Source organism: Xanthobacter oligotrophicus, assembly GCF_008364685.1.
GTDB lineage: Bacteria > Pseudomonadota > Alphaproteobacteria > Rhizobiales > Xanthobacteraceae > Xanthobacter > Xanthobacter oligotrophicus.
In genome coordinates this window covers 327,306-348,774 of record NZ_VTTL01000003.1, presented here as the reverse complement: position 1 = coordinate 348,774, position 21,469 = coordinate 327,306, and the positions used below count along the sequence as shown (strand labels likewise).

The following is a 21,469-nucleotide window of genomic DNA, read 5'->3' as shown; positions in this document are numbered from 1 at the left end:
GGAAGGGGGGTCAGGACGCGATGGTCGAAAGGCTGCGATAGCGTCCGGCATGGAAGACGAGGGGGTCCGCCGCGGGCTCGCAGTGGTGGGCGAGGACGCGGGCGATGAAGATCTCGTGGTCGCCGCCATCGTGGATGGCGTGGGGGACGCATTCCAGATGCGCCGCCGCCTGCGGGATCAGCGGCGCGCCGCCGGCCCCGCGCAGGAGCGCCACCCCGGCCCATTTCTCCCCCTGCGCGCGGGCGAAGCGGCCGGAGAGCTCCTGCTGGTTTTGGGCGAGCACGGAGATGCCGTAGGCGCGCGCCGTCTTCAGCGCGGGCAGGGAGAGCGCGTTGCGCGCCACCGAGAACAGCACCAGCGGCGGGTCGAGGGAGACCGCGTTGAACGAACTCATGGTCATGCCGACGAGGGTGCCGTCCTCGCCCTCGGCGGCGACGATGGCGACGCCGGTTGCGAAGGCGCCGAGGGTGCACCGGAAGGCGCGGGTGTCGAAGGCGTCTGCTGTGGTGGCCGACATGGGGCGATGTCCGCTTCAATTAGCTTTGTAACAAAGCTATTATGAAGAGGCGATGGACGTCAAGGCCCTTGCGCGCCTATGAAGCGCGATCAGGATATGTCCGCGTCGGGGGAAAGGCGGGTCCGGGCCACGGCCCGCTGTCGGCACCGCGCCCGCCGTCGGCACGACCAGGGAGCGCCCGCATGCCGCAATCGACGCCCAAAGCCCGCCGGCGACTGCCCTTGACCGCGTCCCGCGCCGCCTTGCTGGTGAACGGGTCGGATCTCGAATTCCGCGAGATGGTGCACAACATGCTGGCGTTCGCCGCCGCCCTGCAGGAGGTGCGCAACCGGCTCGGCGGCCTCATCGGGCTGTCGGGCACCCAATACACCATCCTCAATTCCATCGCCCGGCTCAGCCGCAGCGCTCCGGAACTGGGCGTCAACGCGCTGGCCGAGCATCTGCATCTGTCGGGTGCGTTCGTGACCATCGAGGTCAACAAGCTGGTCCAGGCCGGCCTCGTCACCAAGGTGCCGAACCCGGACGATCGCCGCCGCGTGGTGCTGGCCGTGACCGCCGAGGCCGAGCGCCGCCTCGCCGAGCTGACGCGGGTTCAGGTGCCGGCCAACGACGCCCTGTTCGAGCCGCTCTCGGCGGCCGATTTCAAGGCGCTGCGCGCCATCATCGCCAAGCTCGCCGGCACCGGGGACCGCACCCTGCGGCTCATCGAGTATCTCGCGCCCACCGGCACGCTGGACGATGTCGCCGACCATTTGCCGCCGGGGGTGTGAGGGCCCGTTTGGAAATTCAAAAACGGCATAACAGCAATCACTTCTGTCATGCCCGGGCTTGTCCCGGGCATCCACGCCGAGCCGCTTGAGCCAGCATCCGAAAATCGTTCCCAGCCTTCCCGCGTGGATGGCCGGAACCCGCATGTTTGCGGGTTCCGCTCTCAGAGGCGGAAGTCGGCAACAGCCGACTTCCGGGACAAGCCCGGCCATGACGGTGGTAATGCGTTTGAGAGGGCTGCAAGCGCCCATCTTAGCGAATTTTCAAACGGGCTCTGAGGAGGGCGCGCAGATGGATGCGTTAGGAGCGAAGGTTGAATGGATCAGGCCACGCGTTGAGGCCGAAGGTGTCGATTACGCCAAAGCGCAGCCAAGCATAAAGGGATGCGGCGAGGAATGCATCTTCGAGGGCGCCGTGCGTCTCTCCGGCTCGGCTGCCGCCAATGTCTTGCAGGCACAGGTCGAGTGTGGCTTTGCGGCCGGGAAACTTGTTCCTGTAAGCCTGCATGGTGCAGTAGGGGTTCGTTCTGATCTCCGATAGTCCCACTTTTGCGAGTTCGCGGTGGAGGAAGCCGAGATCGAATCCCAAGTTATGCCCACATACGACATCCGCCTTCGACAGTATCTCGTGGATGAATGGGGCGTGGGCGGTGAATTCTTCCTGCTTGCGAAGAACGTCGTCACGCCACCCATGGACCGCCGCCGCGCGCGGATGACAGGGTCTGCCGGGGTTGAAGAGGAGATATGAAACCCGCCCGGTCGGTTCAGGTCCAAGCATCTCGACGGCTGCGAAGGACACAATACGGTCGTATCCCGCCAACCCGGTGGTTTCGCAATCCACCACCCAAGCCTTTGTTGAACCCGGCACGCATTCCCCCTATGCGGAACCGACTGACCTGCAGTGATTCTCTCCCGCCATCATGGGTGTGCGCCGAACTCACCGCAACTGCGCATCCTCACACCTGCAATCGGGCCTTCATGGCGCCGCCGGGGCGGACTTCCATCACGCGGCCGTCGCTCATCTCCACGATGCGGTCGAAGATGTCGGACCAGCGCGGGTCGTGGGTGACCACGCACACCGCCACCCGGTGCACGTCGGCGAGCGTGCGGAACACCTCCATCACCTGCCGCCCGCGCGAGCCGTCCAGCGCGGCGGTGGGCTCGTCCGCCAGCAGCATCACCGGGTCGTTGGCCAGCGCCCTCGCGATGGAGACGCGCTGCTGCTCGCCGCCGGACAATTGGGAGGGATAATTATCCTCGCGGTGGTCGAGGCCGAACTGGGCCAGCAGCTCCCGCGCCCGCGCCTTCGCCTGCTTGGGCCGCACGTCGTTGATCTCGAGGGCGATCTGCACATTCTCCACCGCGGTGAGGAAGGGGATCAGGTTCGCCTTCTGGAAGATGAAGCCCACGTGGGTGCGGCGGAAGTCGCGCAAATTGTTGAGGCGGGTCGAGGCGTTGGCGATGGGCTGGTCGCGGAAATGGACGGTGCCGCTGGTGGGCGGCTCCAGCAGCCCGGCGATCATCAGGAAGGTGGTCTTGCCCGAGCCGGACGGGCCGACGATGCCGGTCAGTTCGCCGGATTTCAGCGCCAGCGTCATGTCGGTGAGGGCATGCACCTCATTGGCGCCGGAGAGGTACGTCTTCGAGGCGTTGCGCACCTCCATCACCACATGGCTGGGCCAGAATTGAGCGGTCACGCCAGCACCTCCTGCGCCCGGACCTTCATGGCCCGCCGGATCGCGAACCAGCTCGCGCCGAGGCTGATGACCAGCAGCGATCCGCCGATGGCCGCGAGGTCGTCGGGCAGGAGCAGCACGGTGCGCGGGAAGTTGGGATAGAGCGTGAAGGAGATCGCCAGCGCCACCGAGAAGCCCAGCGCCGCGATCCACATGGCCTGCTGCACGATGAGGCCGATGATGACCCGGTCGCGCGCGCCGATGAGCTTCAGGAGGGCGATCTGGTTGATCTTCTCCAGCGTCAGCATGTAGATCGTGAGCGCGATGATGGAGCCCGCCACCAGAAGCGTCATGGCGGTGAAGGCGAGGATCTGCACCCGAAGCCGCCACAGCCGCCCGTCGAGCAGCATGGACCGCTCTTCCTCCTTGGTCAGCACCTCCACGTCGCCCCAGTTCTTGATCTGGGCCTTCACCAGCAGCGGGTCCGCATTGGGCTTCAATTCCACCATCACCGCCGCCAGCGCGCCGCCGTCGCCGAGGCCCATGCGCGAGCGCCCCTTGGCCACGCGATTGAGCAGGATGGCCTCGGAGGGCAGCACCCGGTTGATGGCCTGCGAATCCGCAATGGTGACGAAGAACATGCCGTCGCCGCCCATGTCCACCTGGCCCTTGGTGAGGCCCACCACGGTGTAGTCGTCATGGCCGAGGCGGATCACGTCGCCGACCAGGAGGCCAGTGGTCTGGTCGGCAATGGCCTCGTAGCGGGTGGAGCGGAACAGCCGGCCGTCGATGAGCGGGATCCAGCTGCCGGAATCCTTGGGGTAGTCGATGCCGGTGACGGCAAGGCGCACGCTCTTGCCGTTGATGTCATATTGCTGGTTGTACTGGATGAAGCGGCGGGTGGCGGCCACCCCCGGCACGCCTTCCACCCGGCGGTCGAGGCTGGAGGGCACGGCGGAAGTCTCGGCGAACGGGCCGGAGCGGCCGCCCTCCACCACCCACAGGTCGGCGCCCACGTCGTTGATGATGAGCAGCGCCTCATGGACGATGCCGCGATAGAGCCCGATCATGCCCATGGTCGCCCCCAGCAGGAGGCCGATGCCCACCGCCGTGAGGGCGAAGCGCAGCATCGAAAACCGCATGTCCTTGAGGGCGATGTTCATGGGCCTGTGCCTCCGCCCGCGTCAGGGCACCTCTTCCCCGAGGTCGACCGGCTCGAAAGAGTAGCGGCCGACCGGCGACAGCACCACGTCGCCGGCCTTGAGGCCGCGCGAAACCTCGATGTTGGTGCCGCTGGTGTAGCCGAGCGCCACCGGGGTCCAGGTGGCCCGCCCCGACCGCGCTAGCCAGACGCCGGCGCGCCCGTCGCGGCGGGTCACGAAGGTCTCCGGCACGCCGATGGCGACCGCCGGGGATTGCGCCTCCACCGCCACATTGGCGCGCTGCCCGATGGCCCAGCTCTCGGGCAGGGCATCGAGGGTGATGTCGATGGTGAACTCGCGGGTCTCCTGGTCCACCTGCCGGGACAGGCGCAGCACCTGCCCGGTCCACACCCGCGTGGGGTCGGAGGCGAAGCGGATGCGGGCCGGCTGGCCCGGCCTGATGGCGGAGCGGGCGGATTCGTCGAAGCGCGCGGAGATGATGATGGTGGACAGCTCCACCACCTGCATCAGGTTGGCGCCGGGCAACAGCAGGTCGCCGGGATTGCGCTCGCGGGAGATGACCACGCCGTCGAAGGGGGCGGTGATGGTGGCATCGGCAAGGCGGGCTTCCAGCACCTTCACGTTGGCCTGCTGGGCGAGCAGTTCCGCCTTCGAGCGCTCGATGGCGGCGTCGGCGCGGGCCATGTCCGCCTGGGCCTGCAGGAAATTGGATTCGGCGGTGGTCAGCTCGGCGGGCGAGATGACATTGGTGCGGGCAAGGGTGGTGCGCCGCTCGAACTCGATCTTGGCCCGGTCGAACCCGGCCTTGGCGCGGGCGCGTTCGCTTTCGCTCCCGGTGATGCCGAGGGCGGCGGCGCTCGCCTGCGCCTGGGCGGCGGCGAGCTGGTTCTGGAGGTCGACGGATTCCAGCCGCGCCAGCACCTGGCCGCGGGTGACGGCGTCGTTGCGGTCCACCTCGATGGACTTCAGGAAGCCCTGGATGCGGCTCGTCACCACCACGCGGTTGATGGCGTCGAGCAGGCCCGGCCCGTTGATCTCCAGGCTCATGGGGCGGGGCTGCACCTGGTGCCAGGCGGCGGTGCGCGGCACCACGTACCAGTAGCCGATGAGGACCCCCGCCACCACGGCGAGGGCAAGCGCGATGGTGAGGCGGCGCCAGCCGGCGGAATAGTCCGCCTCGACCAGGGCGGGGGGAAGGGGCTGCGGCTTCACCGCATCCCCTCCGCAGGCGGAAGGCGTCCGCCCCTGCGGGCGATGGCTGCCTTGCTCACGCGGTCTCCTCCTCCGCGTCGGTATCCACGATGGAGGCCACCCCATCGGGGCCGACGCCCATGCGGTCTATCACCTCCTCAAGGAAGCCCCGGCCCTCGGACCGCGTCAAGGCGGTCAGGTCGAAGCCGATGCGGTAGGCGAGGCCGTCCGCGCTCTGGAAGGACCGCAGGTCGATCTCGTTGATGGCATAGCGCGACAGCTTCGCCGAGAGCGGCGCCACCTTGATGAGGCCGAGATCCAGCTCCTCCGCCTTGCCCTGCCGCTGCAGCGCGGAGGTGGTAGCCCCCCGGGCGAAGCGGTCCGGCGTCTGCATGCCGGTGTAGTAGAGCGAGAAGTAGGAGCCCTTGGCCACCAGCTCGTCATGCACCGGCCCGTCCGCGCAGGCGTATTCGAACGGCACGTAGGGCAGGGACTGGTTGAGCTGTTCGGACAGATGGGCCGCCAGCGTCTCCAGCTTCGGCATGGCGCGCGTCGGCGCCCGCAGCAGGGTGGTGCCGGCCACCCAGCTGATGAGGCTGGTGAGCCGCCGGTCGGTGCGCATGGCCGCCGCCACGCCGGCGATCACGTCGTCCACACCGCCCTGGGCGGCGAGGGTCTGGGTGTAGGCGGCGATCAAGAGGGCAGTCTCGGTGACGCCGGCGGCGCGGGCCCGGGTCTGCACCCGGTCCTGGCCGGCGGGGCTGAGGAAGGCGAACATCTCCGCCCCCGGTCCGCCGTTGGTCAGGTCGAGGTTGGGGGCCAGGCCCTTCGCCTTGCGGCCGAAGTTCGGCAGCTGGGGCGGGTTGTCCCCGTAGAGAGTGCGCAGATAGGCATCGCGCTCGGCCATGAAGGCCGGGTCCAGCGCCCGTTCGAACTCGCGCACATACTCCTCGACGCCCATTTCGGCGGGCGGCAGGGGAATGCCCAGGAAGGCCTGGAACAGCTCTTCCACGAACACGCCCAGTGACCAGCCGTCGAACACCGTATGGTAGCCGTGCGCCATGACCACATCGCCATCGGCCGCGCCGCGCAGCACGGTGATGCGATAGGGCGGGTTGGTGAACGGGTCGAACTCGTCCTCCAGCAGGGCGGCGATGCGCGCATCCACCTCGGCGGCATCCGCGCCGGGCATGTCCTCCACCGCCATGGACGGCTCGCCGGGCGGGACGATGAAGGCGCGCGGAACGCCGTCGTCCCCCACCACGAAGCGGGTGCGCAGGGCCTCCTGGCGCTGCTCCACCAGCATGAGCGCGCGGCGCATGCGATCGATGTCGGCGCGCGGGGAGATGCGGAAGGCGCGGCCGATGGTCCAGGACACCCGATAGGCGTGGTTGGTCTCGCTCTTCATGAGGGCGCGCAGCAGCATGCCCTGCTTGAGGGAGACCGGAACCTCGCGCTCGCCGTTGCTTTGCACCGGCGCGGGCGGGGGGGTGGGAGCCGCCACCGGCGGTGCGGCGGGTACGACGACGGGACGCGCCGTGATGTGCGGTGCGTGCCAGGCGGCCTCGATGACCGCCGCCGGGGTGCCGGACAGTTCCGATACGGCGGTGGCGATGGCATCGAGGAGGGCGCGCCCGGCCTCGGCGGGGAAGGCGGCGGTGTCGAGGGCGAGCCGCAGCCTGAGGCCGGCGCCGTCCGCCACCGCGTCGAGCCGAAGCTCGTTGAACGGATCGGTGAGGGCCGCCAGGGGCTCGGCGATGCCGAGGGCCTTGGCCCGGGCCGCGCCGTCGGCGTCGATGAAGGATAAGCCCACCTGCCGGAGCGCTGCGCCGGAGGTGTTGAGGCGGTCCGCCAAAAGGGCTTCCACGGCCGCCGTGTCCAGCGCCCGGTGGCTGCGCGCGGCGGCAAGGCGCTGGCGCGCCCGCCGGATCAGCCAGTCGGCGGGGGCGTCCAGGCGGTCCAGCAGCAGCGGCACGCCTGAACCCACGGGTCCGATCAGGGCGGCGGGGACCGCCCGCCGGGCCGGGTCATGGCATTCCACCAGCGCCCGCTCGATGCCGAAGCCGGCAGCCAGCGCACGGCCCAGCGCGGCGGCGAGGAGCGCTTCCTGGTCCGGCGCGGCGAGCACGTCGAAGCCTGGGACGGCCAGGGTGGCGTCGAAATGGCCCACCGCGCCGCGATTGAGGCCGAAGCCCGTGGGCGCCGACGCCAGGGTGCGGCCAAGGCTCGGCAGGGCTTTGGGCGGCGTGCGCAGCATTTCCTTCCAGAAGGCCATGTGCCCGGCCAGGGCCATGGAGCCATCCGCCGGCCGCTCGGTCGCAGCGAAGGCGGCAAACGGCGTGCCCGGCGCGGGCGTCGTATCTGCCGCCGCCACGAGGGCGGCGAGCGCGAGATGGGGGGACAGGGAATCCGCCGCCGCGCGGTGGGCCCGCGCATGGAGCGTGAGGGCGCCGTCCGCCGCCTTGGAGATGCCGAACCGCCACAGCGGACCCGGCTGGGTGACCGGGGCAAGGCCGGAGGCGTCGGTGATCCACTCAAGGTCGGGGGCCTCGCCCGCAACGATCTCGCCTGCGGCCGTGCCGGTGAGCTTGAGGGCGTCCTCGGCCAAGGCGAGGGCGGCGAGCGCCTGCGCCAGCGTCTCGAAATCGAGCCCGGCATCGACGGCGCGGGAGGCTGAGACCTCCAGCGCCGCCCGGGTGACCGGGGAGGTCATGGGCCGGCCGGAGAGGGCGATGACCGCCTCCTGCCGCACCAGCGGACGGAACACCGCGCCGCCGCCCGTGCCGCCGGCATCGCTGCCGCCGTCGGCCAGCGCCGCGGCCGTGGCGGCCCGGGCCTTCTGTGTCGCCTCGAAGGTGGCGGCCACCACGCCGGAGAGGCCGGTGACGGTTGGGGTCTGGAGGAACTTGGCCACCGGGATGTTCACATCCACATGGGCCTCGATGCGGTTCTTCAGCTCGAACGAGGACAAGGAGTCGAGGCCGAGTTCCGACAGGCGGCGGTCGGAGGGGATGTCGTTGGGCGACACCTTCAGCACCTTCGCCACCTCGCCACGGATGAGGTCGGCCAAAAGGCCGTCCCATGCCTCGCGCGGGGCGGCGAGCAGCTCAGCCTGGATGCGCGAGCGACCGCCGGTGCGCTGGGCGAGCAGCGGCTTCACGCGGGCGGTTCCGGCGGTGCGCGCCAGGGCCCGGGAGATGGCCGCCCAGTCCGCACGGGCGAAGCCGAGGTTCTCGTCCTCGGCGCGCAGCAGCGTGCCGAGGGAGGCCGCGGCCTCCGTGTCCGGCACCGGCTTCATGCCGATGCTCTCGAGATAATTGCCCAGCGCCTCCGAACGGGCGACGAAGCCCGAGCCGGCGATGGAGCCCCAGGCCGCCGCCGAGCCGGCAAGGCCCCGGCTCTTGCGGAACGAGCCCATGCCGTTGAGCACGGAATTGGCCGCCGTGTAATTGGCCTGGCCGGGGCTGCCGATGACCTGCGCCAGCGACGAGAAGCTGACGAAGAAGTCGAGGTCCGCCCCGTGCCGGGTCACCGCGCGGTGGAGGCTCCAGGCGCCGCCAGCCTTGGGACGGATGACGCGGGAGATCTGGCCCTCGTCGAGCTGGCTGACGAAGCCGTCCTGGATCACCGCCGCGCCGTGGACGATGCCCTTGAGCGGCTTGTCGGATTTGGCGTGGGCGGCGATCAGCGCATCCACGGCGTCAGCGTCCGTCACGTCGAGGGCGATGGGCACCACTTCAGTACCGCGCGCCGCGATGGCGGCGAGGACGGGCTCGGAGTCCGCGTCGGGGGTGCCGTTGCGGCCGCACAGCAGCAACCGCCCGGCGCCCTGCCGGCTGAGGAAGTCCGCCACCGCCACGCCGAAGCCGCGCAGGCCGCCGGTGACGAGGTAGCTTGCCTCCCCCGAGAAGCGCATGGGCTGGTTCAGGTCGACTTCCACTTCGATGGCGGGCTCGTCGAAGGTGAGCACCACCTTGCCCAGATGCTGCGCCTTGGAGAACAGGCGCATGGCCTCCGCCGCCCGGGACACCGGGAAGCGGGTGGCCACCAGCGGCCGGTACAGGCCCTGCGCCACCTTGGCCTCCACAGCCCGCAGCAAAGACGACAGGCGCGCGGGGCGCTCGTCGGCGATGGTGGAGAGGTCGATGACCGAATAGGAGTTGTTGTAATAGAGCGACTTCAGCCCGATGGGCTTGTCCTGGGCGAGATCGCGCTTGCCGATCTCCACGAAGCGGCCGAAGGGCGCAAGGCACTCCAGCCCCTTGTCGATGCCGGCGCCCGACAGGGCGTTCAGCACCACGTCCACGCCCCGCCCGCCGGTGGCGGCCCGCACGCCCTCGGAGAATTCGAGGCTGCGCGAGTTCATCACATGGGTGATGCCGAGGTCGCGCAGGAAATTGCGCTTGGTGTCGGAGCCGGCGGAGGCCAGGATCTCGGCGCCGATGTCCCGCGCCACCTGGATGGCGGCAAGGCCCACGCCGCCGGTGGCGAGATGCACCAGCACCTTCTCGTCGGGTTCGAGGCGGCCGATGTCCACCAGCGAATAATGGGCGGTCATGAAGGCGGCCGGTAGGGTGGCCGCGTCTTCCAGCGCCACGTCGTCGGGCACATGCATGAGGAAGCGGGCGTCGGCGGCGGCGAACCGGCGCAGGAAGCCCTTGCCCATGCCCATCACCCGGTCGCCGGGCTTGAAGCCGGCGATGCCTTCACCCGTCGAGCGCACGGTGCCGGCAAATTCCAGGCCGAGATTGCGCCACCAGGCGCCTTCGCCCTCCGCCTCGTCCGGCAGGATGCCGGTTGCCGCCATGATGTCGCGGAAGTTGAGGCCCACGGCCGCCACTTCCACCACCACCTCGCCCGCCTTGGGGGTGGGGTTGGGGCACTCGCGCACCACCACGTTGTCGATGAGGCCGGGGTTGGTCATCGTCACGGTGAAGTTGGCGGGGTCGGAGCCCTTGGCGATGGTGCGCCGGCGCGGCGCGAGGCCGTTGAGCGGGCCTTGCCGCAGGCGCGGCACGGTCCGTTCGGTACCGCGCAGGATGATTTCCGCCTCGTCGCTCTCTTCCAGCACTGCCTGGGCGAGGGCCATGCCCTCGCTGAAGGCGGCGGCGTCCGCGTCCACATGGCGGATGGCGAATTCCGGGCACTCGTTGGCGAGCGTCCGCGACAGGCCGAGCAGGGCGGAATCGGCGAGGCCTTCCGTCGCCATGGGTCCGTCGCCGGGGATCAGGCGGCTGGCGCGGCCGACCACCACGAGGGCCGGCCGGCTGGGCGCGGTGCGCAGGCGGTCCAGCACCTGGCCCACCGTGACGAGGCCGAAGGAGGCCGCTTCCACCGCCGCCACCAGGCGCTCGGTGGACAGCTCCGCCTCAGGTCCCAGCTCGACCCCCGCCGTCGCCGCATAGACGATGCCGGTGAGGCCCTCGGGCGCGGCAAGGCGCTGCTCGATCAATCGGGTGGCGTCTTCCGCCTTCATGGCGGTGAAGATATCCGGCGCCAGGGTTTCGACCACAGCGCCCGATGCCACGAGGGCGGAGGCGAGCGGCTCGGTGGTCGCCGGATCGCCCGACAGTACCAGCCAGCGGCCGAGCCGCACCGGGGTGTCGGCCTTGGGCACCACGGTCTCGAAGGTCTCCTCGATCACCACGGTGCCGCCGTCATTGGCGTTCGCCTTCAGGGCGCCGAGGGTCTTGACCTTGAGGTTCTCCACCGAGAGCAGCGGCGTGCCGTCCAGCGCATAGACACGGTAGATGCCGGTGTCGTCGGCGGGATCGGTGAAGAATTCGCAGATGACCTCCGGCGGCAGGGGGCCCGCCACCATCACCTTGCGGATGCCCACCGGCAGCATGAGCTTGTACTTGCCGGCGACGCTCTCCTCGTCGGGGAGCGGTTCGCCGGGGATCCACAGGCCCAGGTCCACGTCCTCCACCACCAGGCCGGCCTGGAGCACGCTGTCGAACAGGCCGGGGAAGGCGATGAAGCCGTCGCGCTTGGCCGCGTCGGCGCTGGAGATGCGCGCCACCGCGTGGCGCGGCCCGGCGAGCCACAGGGCCTCCACCGCCTGGAAGGTCGGGCCGTAGTCGAGACCGTGGCGGGCGGTGAGGCGGTAGAAATCCTCGCGCTCGATGGCCGGACGGGTCGCAAGGATGGCCGGGTCGAAGCTGGCGGGGGGCACGGCGAAGGCATGTTGCCAGCCGTAGGCCTCCACGCGCAGCCGCCAGTCCTCATCGGTATCGCGCTTCATGGAGGAGATGCGCAGACGGCTGGTGGTGTGATCATAAGTGGTGCGCAACAGCACCACGTCGTCGCCGCCGATGGACAGGGCCTCGTAGATGCGGAAGTCGCGCAGCTCCACCGGAGCCTCGCCGAACAGCGCGCGCAGGGCGCCCGCCATCATCTCCACATAGCCGACGGTGGGGAACAGGCAGTCCCCGCCGGGCCGGTGGTCGGCGAGATATTTGGCGCTCTTGAGGGTGATCTCGTTGGTCCAGGCCGGATCCGGCCCGATCTCGCGCCAGCCCAGCAGCGGATGGCGGTCGCCGTCGAACAGGAATTGCCGGGCTTCCAGCGGCAGCTGCACCAGGCGCTCGTTGACCCAGGGCCGGCGCGGCAGGGGCAGGTGCTCTTCGGCACCAGCGTCGCTCTCGCTCCAGTCGAAGGACACGCCGTTTACATAGAGGCTCGCCATGGAGCGGGCCATCACGAGGCGGTCGTCGCCCTGCCGTTCCAGCGAGGACACGGCCACCACGGAGGCGTTGCGCTCCTGGGCAATGCCGTGGATCAGCGGGGTGACGGTGCGGTGCGGCCCCAGTTCCAGGAAGGCGTCGATGCCCAGATCCAGGCAGAAGTCGATGGCCTTCTTGTAGCTCACGGCCTGGCGCAGGTTCTGCCACCAGTATTCGCTGCCGAAGCAGGTCTCCAGCATGCCGGTGACGGTGGAGACGATGGGGAAGGACGGCGGCTTCCAGGAAATCTCGCCGAGGCCTTCGCGGAACTTCGCCTCGCAATCGTCGAGGTGGGGCGAATGCCAGCCGAAATCCATGGTGAGGCGGCGGGCGGTGACATCCGGATAGAGCCGCTTCACCTCCTCCAGCAGCGCCACCACCGGCGCTTCCATGCCGGAGATGGTCTGGGCGGTGGGGCCGTTGAAGGCGGCAACCACCACGCTGCCGTCGTCCGGCAGCAGGGGGGCGATCTGGTCGTAGGTGACGCCGAGCGTCGCCATGGCGCCGCGCCGCGTGCTGCCGTGGGGGATGAGGCCGCGGTGATAGATGATCCGGGCGCAGGTATCGAGGTCGATGCAGCCGGCGATATGGGTTGCCGCCACCTCGCCGAAGCTGTGGCCTACCAGCAGTTCCGGGGTGAGCCCGCGCTCCCGCCACATGCGGTAGAGGCCCACCTGGTTGGAGAAGATGGCGGCCTGGGTCACGTCCGCGTCGTTGATGCGGGTGGTGGCCTCGTCGCGGGTGATCTCCTCGATCACCGACCAGCCGGTATGGGGCTTCAGTACCTCGTCGAAGGTCTCGACGAAGGCGCGGTAGGTCTTGTCCTCGGTGAGCAGCTTGCGGGCCATGGCCCACCACTGGCCGCCCTGGCCCGAGAAGGTGAAGGCGAGGCGCCGCGGCTTGGCGCGGCCGGTGATGATATAGGGCGCGATGGCCTCGTTGGCCGGTGCGTCGGCGCCCAGCGCGAGGGTGCGCAGCTTCAGCGGCAGATCCTGTGCCTGCGGGTCGGCGAGGATCGCCGCCCGTTCGGTGAGGTGGTCGCGGCTGGTCTTGAGGGCGCTGGCCAGGGTCTCGTAGGGGACCGCGCCGAGCGCGCCGCCCTCGTCCACCGCGTCGGCCAGTTCTTCCGCCCACAGGCTGAGGCCCGCCTTGCCGTTGGCCGAGACCGGGATGAACACCGGGCCTTCGGCCGGCACCGGCCGGGCGCGCAAGTCGGCGCGCATGTCGGCGCGGGGCCGCTTGCCGCCATGGAAGCTTTCCACCACCACCGAGGCGTTGGTGCCGCCGAAGCCGAAGGAATTCACCACCGCGAGCCGCACGTCGTGCTCGCTCGAATAGGGGGTGGGCTCCACCGGTACCGAAAGGCCCAGCGCGTCGAACGGGATGGTCGGGTTGGGGGTCTCGAAATTGAGGTTGGGCGGCACGATGCCGTGATGGGTGGACAGCACGATCTTGATGAGGCCGGCCACGCCGGAGGCGGATTCCAGATGGCCGAGATTGGGTTTGAACGAGCCCACCAGCAGCGGGCGGTCCACGCGGCCGGCGCCGAACACGCGACCGATGGCGCTCGCCTCGATGGGGTCGCCCACCGGCGTGCCGGTGCCGTGCGCCTCCACGTAGCCCACGTCCTCGGGGTCGAGGTTGGCAAGGGCCACCAGGCTTTCCAGCATGGCGGTCTGGGCCACGTCGCTGGGGGCGGTGAGGGTGGGGGTGCGGCCGTCCTGGTTCACTGCCGAGCCGCGGATCACCGAATAGATGCGGTCGCCATCCGCCACGGCGCGGGCCAGCGGCTTCAGCACGACGATGCCGCAACCCTCGCCGCGCACGAAGCCGTCGGCGCGGGCGTCGAACGTATAGATCCTGCCGGTGGCCGACAGCATGTTGGCGCTGGCGAAGGCCACGAACGGGCCGGGGTCCAGCATCATGTTGACGCCGCCGGCCAGGGCCACGTCGCAGGTGCCCATGGTCAGGTGGCGCATGGCCTCGTCCACCGCCACCAGGGCCGACGAGCAGGCGGTGTCGAGCGCGATGCTCGGCCCCTTCAGGTCGAGCCGGTGGGAGATGCGGTTCGCGGCGATGGAATAGGCCGAGCCGGTGCCGGCGAAGATGTCGGTGGCGACCCGCCGATAGCGTTGGCTGTAGCTGAAGTCCGAGGTGGAGATGCCGACGAAGACGCCGGCGCGCTGGCGCTGCAGGGTGCGCAGCGGCACGCCCGAATCCTCGATGGATTCATAGGCCACCTGCAGCAGCAGGCGCTGCTGGGGATCCATGGACATGACCTCGCGCGGGGCCATGTCGAAGAAGGCCGGATCGAAATTGAAGACGTCGCCTGAAAGAAATCCGCCCCACTTGGAATAGGAGCGCCCGGCGCTCTCGGGGTCCGGATCATAATAGTTGCGAAGGTTCCAGCGATCCGCCGGTATTTCGCGGATACCGCATCGTTTGCCCAGCAGGAAGGACCAATACCCTTCCGCGCTCGTGATACCACCTGGGAAACGACAGCCGATTCCGATGACCGCAACAGCTTCGGGTTCTTGACCAAGGCCGTTTCCGACCACCCGCGCCTGACCATCGAGAAGATCTAAGCTATCCATGGGAAGCGCCCTCTTCCGCAGAATTGCCGCAACGCAACCTATGCGTACCGACGCGGAGCTGTCACGTCATTTCTTTTAAGTTCACGCAAATTCCAAGTAGATGCCCGTAAGTTAAGCAGGTTGAGGCACCATCCTACCGGGTTTTGCTTGGGCTTTTTCAGAATTCCCGCCACACTCGGTTAGGGCCGCAAGCCCGGTTCGGGCTTCTCCCATGATGCGCTGCAACTTGAGGTAGACCGGTTGCGCGCGCCCCGACCAAGAGGTCGGCCGGCAGCTCGGCTGCCGGCTCCCCCCGGCCCCTTCGCGCCCTCGGCGCGGGGGCGGCTCCGGGGCCTATCCCCGGGGTGCGCGCTCTTTATTCAAATGTGAGGGTGATTCGCTGATCAGGGTGGTTCGATCTGATCGGTGAATCGACTTCTAGAGCGTTTCCCGTTTGCATTGGGTCACGGCAATCGCTCTAGAGTTTTGTTTTGATGCGGTTTCTTCGCGCGAACCTGTATCCGCTTCGCGCGAAAACGCTCTAGCGCCCGTCTTCTTCTGCGGCGAGCAGGATCAGGTCGCTCAGGGAGAAGCGCGCGAAGTCGGGCAGGCCGCCCGGCGACAGGATGGACGCGTCCGAATGGAGCGCCAGGGTCCACAGGGCCTCGGCCACGATCCGGCTGCCCACCGGGCCGAGATGCCGGCCGGCGGGACCCTCGGGATTTCCGGCCTCCGCCAGGATGTAGAACCACAAGGGCGTCGCCTCGCAGAACGGCAGGGCGGCGACGCGCTGGTGGTCCGGCAGGGCGGCGAGCAGGGTGTCGTCCTTCAGGGGCTTGAGGCCCAGGTGCCGTGCCAGCGCCTGTCCTGTCGGCAGGCCGAGACGGAAGCCGCGCAGCAGGTGGTGGGTGGCGAGCGCCTGCGCACTCTCCGGCGCGCCGGAGATGACGGTGTCGAGCCGCCGCGTCCGCTGCGGGGCCTCGGCGGCGAACGGCAGGAAGCCCTCCCAGGAAATCACATGGTGTTCGGGCAGGGTCTCCGGCCGGTCGCGGCCGCCGCCCAGCACGCTCCGCGTCGCCAGCGCGCCGCGCTCTACGTTGCGGAAATGGACGTTGTAGTCGTAGCTCGCCCGCCGCATGGACGGGGCCAGCACCAAGGCGGCGGCGGACAATTCCACCGGCATGAACAGGGCGGCGGGCCGCTCCACCCGCCACATGCGCGGGCCTTCCGCCATCACGTTTTCGAGAACGTCGGGCGCGCAGAGCTTCGGCAGCAGGTCGAACAGCACCATCCACTGGAAGCGGCGCCGCAGCGCGCGCCGCGCCGCCTCGAACGACAGGCCGGAGCCGATGAGGGCGTTGTGCGCCTTGAGAAAGGCCACGTGCAGCTGCCCGAGGATGAGGTGATCGTCGTTGCGGGCATCGCTCATGCGCGGGGCGCGGTCGCGGCCGGGCTCGGAGCTGCGCGGATGGCGCGGCAGGTCGTTGGCCACGCCGGCACGCGGCGGGCGACCATGGGGGCAGCCGTTCGGCTTGGGCGACACGGTGCCGACCAGCATGCGGCGCACCGCTTGGGGGTCGCGCGGCGCATCATAGACGCTGTCGAGGTCGAGCCCACCCGAGCGCCGGTTCAGCAGGCCGGCGAGGGACGGCAGCGGCGCGAAGGCGTCCGGGCCGAGGCCCGCCTCGTCCGGCGTCCGGCGTTCCCAGACCAGATCGTTGCGCAGGAACTCGACCAGATAGGTATAGGCGGCGGGCAAATCGCCATCGCCGGCCGACCGGACGCGCGGCGGCGGCGGGCTGTCCTGAAGCATGTCCTGCGGCTCGGCCATGACCGAGGCCAAGCGCGCGAGATTGTTCAGGGTGCGCGGCTCCGGCGCCAGGCGATGGGCCGGCCCGCACAGGGCGGGAAACATGAAGCCGAAGCCGTGATCGGCGGGGCGGGCGCCCGATTCCAGCGCCAGGGCGCGCACGCGCTCCCCGATCGCCTCGCGGAGCGACGGGCGCGGATCCTCTCCCCCCGCACACATTTCCATGGACCTTCCAAATGTCATTCGGTTCTTCACGCTGTTGCCGGCGCCCTTGCCCTTCCCGCTTAGGGCAGCATGAAGCCGCAAGGGGCAGCATCCCGCGAATGGGGGATGACCCACCCATCGGCCGTCTTGCAGCCTGAGACGGTTGTGCAATGCTGCGATCAAGGAGCGTGACCGCTCCGGCGACTGCGGCATCGGGTGGCGTCTCGGGCGCCACCGTTCGTCCTCTTCCCTGCCGGTCGGCGGGATCGAGGGCGCCAGCGCGCCACGGCTCTCGCGGGGATGAGCCACGGCGGTCCATCGGATCTGAGCGTGTCGTCCCACCGGCCCGGCCGGCCGTGGCGATGCGCGGAAATGGGACGGACATGGGCGATCTCGATCAATATTCCCGCCTCATCGGCGACGTGTACGAACTCAGCGGCGATCCCCAGCAGTGGGGCATCCTGCTGGAGGGCGTGACACGCTTCGTGGATGGCCGCGTCGGCCAGTTGGCGGTGTTCAGCCTCAAGCAGCAGCGCAAGCCCACCTGGCGCGTGTGGGGCCATGACCCGCAGGACTACAAGACCTTCCTCTACCGCCACGCGACGGAAGACCCCCGCCTGTCGTACATCCTCTCCAATCCCGGCCGCATCATCTGCGGCGAGGACGGGGTGGACCCCGACCAGTTCCGCGCCTCCGCCATGTTCCGCGAGGTGGTGGAGCCCATGGACCTGGAACATTCGCTGGTCTCCTACTTCGCCCAGGAGGCGGACGTGATGGCCACCGTGTGCGCCATGCGCGGCCGGGGGCAGGGGGCGTTCGGCGCACCCGAGAAGCAGAAGCTGGGCCTGGTGGTGCCGCACCTGCGCCGGGCGTTCGAACTCTACGCGCTGCTCGACGAGGCGAAGGCCAAGGTGGGCGACATCGCCGCCGCCCTCGATATCGTCGATGCCGGCATCTTCCTGGTGGATGGGGACATGCGCGTCGCCCACGTCAACGTGGCGGGCGACGCCATGGTGAAGGAGGGCGACATCGCCCTGCGCGGCGGCAAGCTCGCCTTCCGCGACGACCGCGCCTCGCGGCAGGTGGCGGCGGCGGTGGCGCTGGCGCTGGCCGCGGCCCGGGGCGAGGCCAGCCTGCCCCATGCCGAGCACATGGAAGTGTCGCGCCCCAATTCCGACAGCGGTCCCTACCGGGTGTCGCTGCATCCGCTGCCCGCGGGCACGGGCAACGTGAAGCTCGCCACCCGTTCGCAGATCGCGGTGGTGGTGCGGGCGCCGGGCCGCAGCGGCACTGACGTGGCGCGCCGGCTGCAAACCACCTTCCGCCTCACCCCGTCGGAGGCGGCGCTGGGCGCGGCGCTGGCGGTGGGGGCCTCGCTCGCCGATTTCGCCCAACAAGCGCAGTGTGGCCATGTCCACGGTGCGCAGCCAACTGAAGGCGCTGTACGAGAAGACCGACACCAACCGCCAGGGCGAGCTGGTGGCCCGCCTGCGCGAGAGCCTCGACCTGTCGCTGGTGTGAGCGAGGGCGGAGCAAGCCTTCTGCCGGAAGACTTCCGGCGGAAGGACGCGTGAGCTGTCGCTCGCCTGACATGCGAGCGCGCGAGTTTTGGAGCAAGGCTTGGAGAACGCGCCGGTCACCTTGCGCCGCGAGTTGGTCGGAGAAAGCGTTCTCGTTTCTTGACGTGAGAGGGCGATCGGCAGCTGACGCCGGTCTCGATTGCGGACATCCTGCGCCGGCCGAGCCGAGGCTTCACGGGGGTGAAGCATCCGCTTCGGACCGGCGCATGTGCGGGCGCTTGAAGACCCGCAACAAGCTTTGGGGGAGAAAATGCTGGGGCGAAAGGGTCTCTTCGTGCTCGCGGGTGTCGCGGGCTTTCTGGGCCTTGCGGCGGCCACCGACGCGATCATGTCGCGGCGGCAGGCCGTGGAGCAGGCTGGGCCGCCGAAGGTGCTCGACCAGGGCTGGTCGGACAGCCTGCGCGAGCAGTTTTATTATACCTCGCAAGGTTCGCAGCTGCTGCCCTACGTGTTCCTTCGGGCGCTGGAACAGCCGCTGTCCGACAAGCCCTTCCTCGATCCGACGCACATTGCCGAGATGGGCTTCCTGCCGGCGGACGGTCCCTCGCAGCTCAATCCGGACAGCCTACCCATCGGCTTCGTGAAGGACCCGCGGCCCGGCGGCGGGACCATGGGCCCCAGCGTGGGCATGACCTGCGCCGCCTGCCATACCTCCGACGTCGAGGCGAACGGCGTGCGTATCCGCATCGACGGCGGCGCCGCCCTTGCCGACTACCAGCTGTTCATGAAGCGGCTGAGCCGCGCCCTGGACAATACTCTGGCCGATCCCGCCAAGTACCAGCGCTTCGCCGCGCGCCTCGTGGCCGCCGATCCCAAGCAGATCCGCCCGGCGCTGGAGGCCACCGCCGCCGAGATCCGCCGGCTGGAGGCCGCGTCCTGGACCCCGGTGCCCTACGGGCGCGGCCGGCTCGACGCTTTCGGCCACATCCTCAACGCGGTGGCCGCCGACGCGCTGGGCGAGCCCGCCAACTTCCGCATGCCCGACGCGCCGGTGAGCTATCCCTTCCTGTGGACCACCCCGGCCCAGCGCTACGTGCAGTGGAACGGCGTTGCCGGCAATCCGCTCGGGCGCAACCTGGGCGAGGTGCTGGGCGTGTTCGGCCACACCAGCTTCGCCAACGGCAATCCCGCCGCCTTCGCCTCCACCGCGCTGCCCGACAATCTGGTGGCGCTGGAGGCCTGGGTGGCGGACCTGAAGCCGCCGCCGTGGCCGGAAAAGGAGCTGGGCAAGGTGGACGCGGCCAAGGCGAAGCGCGGCGCCGAGCTGTTCAAGGCCCATTGCTCCGGCTGCCATGGCGGTCCCGAGTATCGCCTCACCCCCGCCGCGGACAACGAGGGCGGGCGGCAGTGGCTGGCGGTCTCCATGGTGGACATCGCCAAGGTGAAGACCGACCCCAAGATGCTCACCAACTTCACCGGCCGCTTCGCCAAGCCCGGCGTTCTGGGCCCGCTGGTGGCCAACGCGCCGCACCTCTCCGACGGGCAGGTACCGGCCGGCGCCGTGCTGCTGGCGGCGGTGAGCGTCATCACCGAGAACAACCTGCGCGCCCAGGGCATCACCGGCGATGCGCGCAAGCAATGGTACGGCTGGCGCTTCGCCCCCGGCAGCACCACGCCCCAGTCCGGCTGGCTGACGCCCGCGAGCTACAAGGCCGGCCCGCTCGCCGGCGTGTGGGCGACGGGGCCGTTCCTGCACAACGGCTCGGTGCCCACCGTCTACGACCTGCTCTCGCCCGAGGAGGAGCGGCCCGCCCGCTTCTATGTGGGCTCGCGGCAGCTCGATACCGAGAAGCTGGGCTTCGTCTCCTCGCCCGATTCCCTGCCGGAGAAGGAGCGCGAGGGGCTGTTCCTGTTCGACACCAACCTCGCGGGCAATTCCAACCGGGGCCACAGCTTCCCCGACCCCTCGGTGGCTAAGCTTTCGCCGGACGACCGCTACGCCATCATCGAATACCTCAAGATCCTGGAGGGGCCGGATGTCCGCCGCCATTGACGGCAACGGGGCCGCGCCGACGCCCTTGCTCGACCGCCTCGCGGCCCTGCGCCCCGTCGAGCGCTGGCCGCTCGCCCGCGACTTCATCGCCAACGAGGCGCGCGCCTTCTTCGCCGAGCTGCGCGCCCACGCGCCCATCTACGAGACCAGCGAGGTGACGCTGGTCGCCAGGCGCGCCGACGTGATCGAGGTGCTCTCGATCCCGAAGGTGTTCACGGTGGATCTCTACAAGCCCAAGATGGGCGACTTCATGCTGGCCATGGACGAGACCATCGTGAATTACCGCGACAAGTCGGTGATGCGCGCCATCCTCGCCTTCGACGACCTGCCCAAGATCCGCGCCGTCGCGGCCGAGGTGGCGGACACGGCGCTGGATGCGGCCGGCGGCGAGATCGAGGCGGTGCAGCAGCTCGCCCGCCACGTGCCCATGCGCATCGTGCAGCGCTGCTTCGGTATCCATGGGCCGGACCAGGACCTGCTCGACTGGTCCTATGCCAACCAGATGGACCAGTTCAACAACCTGCCCTACGACGACCGCCCCGACGCCGACGCCATCCACCAGGCGGCGGAAGACTCGCGGGTGAAGCTGCGTAATCTGTTCGCCCAGCTGATCCCGGCGCGCATCGCCGAAATCAAGGCCGGCACCGCCCCCGACGACAGCCTGACCCGCATCCTGAGCCTGAACCTGCCGGCGGCCGACCATTTCGGCATGGACCGGGTGGTGATCAATGTGGGCGGCCTGCTCATCGGCGCCATCGAGACCACGGCGGAAGCGGTCATCAACGCGCTGGCCGAGCTGTTCGCCCGGCCCGAGGCGCTGGCCGGCGCGCGGGCAGCGGCGGAGGCGGGCGATGACGCCGCCTTCGATGGCTATGTGTGGGAGGCGCTGCGCTTCTCGCCCATCGTCGCCTTCATGTTCCGCGAGGCGGCCTCCACCATCACCATCGCCCAGGGCACCGACCGGGAGAAGGTGATCGGCAAGGGCACGGTGGTGCTGCCGCTGAGCCTCTCCGCCATGTTCGACCCGGACTTCGTGCCGGACCCGGAGGCGTTCCGGCCCGACCGGCCGTTCCACACCTACCTGCATTTCGGCTACGGCCACCACGAGTGCCTCGGCCGCTATGTGGGCGGAGTGATGATCCCGGAGATCGTGAAGCGAGTGCTGAAGCGCCCCGCCGCCCGGCCGCTGGCGCCGGTGGACATGGCCGGCACCCCGTTCCCCCAGAGCTACCGCATCGGGCTGGGGTGAGAGCGGTCTGCACGTGACCCA

The 21,469-nt window shown here is 69.5% G+C and carries 11 protein-coding genes; 4 read left to right on the top strand and 7 right to left on the bottom strand.

What is annotated here, in order from left to right; translation table 11 throughout:
* Nucleotides 1–10 precede the first annotated feature (10 nt).
* A complete protein-coding gene (locus FZ033_RS06465) occupies nucleotides 11–517 on the bottom strand; it encodes a flavin reductase family protein (RefSeq protein ID WP_149575319.1) in 507 nt (168 codons plus the stop codon).
* 221 nt (nucleotides 518–738) lie between these two features.
* Here FZ033_RS06465 and FZ033_RS06460 point away from each other — a divergent pair, with 221 nt between their 5' ends.
* Nucleotides 739–1,287: a MarR family winged helix-turn-helix transcriptional regulator gene (locus FZ033_RS06460; protein WP_232847353.1), complete on the top strand. Its 549-nt coding sequence runs from the start codon at nucleotides 739–741 to the stop codon at nucleotides 1,285–1,287.
* A 298-nt stretch (nucleotides 1,288–1,585) separates the two neighbouring features.
* Here the strand turns inward: FZ033_RS06460 and FZ033_RS06455 are convergent, their stop codons facing one another.
* From FZ033_RS06455 to FZ033_RS06430, 6 genes are all read right to left on the bottom strand, one after another.
* Entirely contained in the window at nucleotides 1,586–2,152 is a 567-nt protein-coding gene (locus FZ033_RS06455) for a 3'-5' exonuclease (RefSeq protein ID WP_149575317.1), read from the bottom strand.
* Nucleotides 2,153–2,240: 88 nt separating this feature from the next.
* Nucleotides 2,241–2,981, bottom strand: coding sequence for an ABC transporter ATP-binding protein (locus FZ033_RS06450; protein WP_149575316.1), 741 nt, complete (start codon nucleotides 2,979–2,981; stop codon nucleotides 2,241–2,243).
* On the bottom strand, nucleotides 2,978–4,123 hold the full coding sequence (locus FZ033_RS06445) for an ABC transporter permease (RefSeq protein WP_149575315.1): 1,146 nt from the start codon (nucleotides 4,121–4,123) through the stop codon (nucleotides 2,978–2,980). Before FZ033_RS06445 ends, FZ033_RS06450 begins: the two co-directional genes overlap by 4 nt.
* Nucleotides 4,124–4,144: 21 nt before the next feature.
* Nucleotides 4,145–5,335 (bottom strand): efflux RND transporter periplasmic adaptor subunit, encoded by a 1,191-nt coding sequence (locus FZ033_RS06440; protein ID WP_188079342.1) that lies wholly within the window; start codon nucleotides 5,333–5,335, stop codon nucleotides 4,145–4,147.
* A gap of 55 nt (nucleotides 5,336–5,390) precedes the next feature.
* Nucleotides 5,391–14,633 (bottom strand): type I polyketide synthase, encoded by a 9,243-nt coding sequence (locus FZ033_RS06435; RefSeq protein WP_149575313.1) that lies wholly within the window; start codon nucleotides 14,631–14,633, stop codon nucleotides 5,391–5,393.
* 520 nt (nucleotides 14,634–15,153) lie between these two features.
* Nucleotides 15,154–16,647 (bottom strand): peroxidase family protein, encoded by a 1,494-nt coding sequence (locus FZ033_RS06430; RefSeq protein ID WP_149575312.1) that lies wholly within the window; start codon nucleotides 16,645–16,647, stop codon nucleotides 15,154–15,156.
* Nucleotides 16,648–17,009: 362 nt separating this feature from the next.
* On the opposite strand from FZ033_RS06430, the gene FZ033_RS06425 reads away from it, so the two are divergent.
* The 3 genes from FZ033_RS06425 (at nucleotide 17,010) to FZ033_RS06415 (ending at nucleotide 21,448) form a co-directional block, all read left to right on the top strand.
* Nucleotides 17,010–18,200: a helix-turn-helix transcriptional regulator gene (locus FZ033_RS06425; protein ID WP_232847352.1), complete on the top strand. Its 1,191-nt coding sequence runs from the start codon at nucleotides 17,010–17,012 to the stop codon at nucleotides 18,198–18,200.
* Between the two features lie 256 nt (nucleotides 18,201–18,456).
* Nucleotides 18,457–20,199: a di-heme-cytochrome C peroxidase gene (locus FZ033_RS06420; RefSeq protein ID WP_149575311.1), complete on the top strand. Its 1,743-nt coding sequence runs from the start codon at nucleotides 18,457–18,459 to the stop codon at nucleotides 20,197–20,199.
* The gene (locus tag FZ033_RS06415; RefSeq protein WP_149575310.1) at nucleotides 20,183–21,448 is read left to right on the top strand and encodes a cytochrome P450; all 1,266 of its coding nucleotides are present in this window, start codon (nucleotides 20,183–20,185) and stop codon (nucleotides 21,446–21,448) included. The genes FZ033_RS06420 and FZ033_RS06415 overlap by 17 nt, the downstream gene beginning before the upstream one ends.
* Nucleotides 21,449–21,469: the final 21 nt, after the last annotated feature.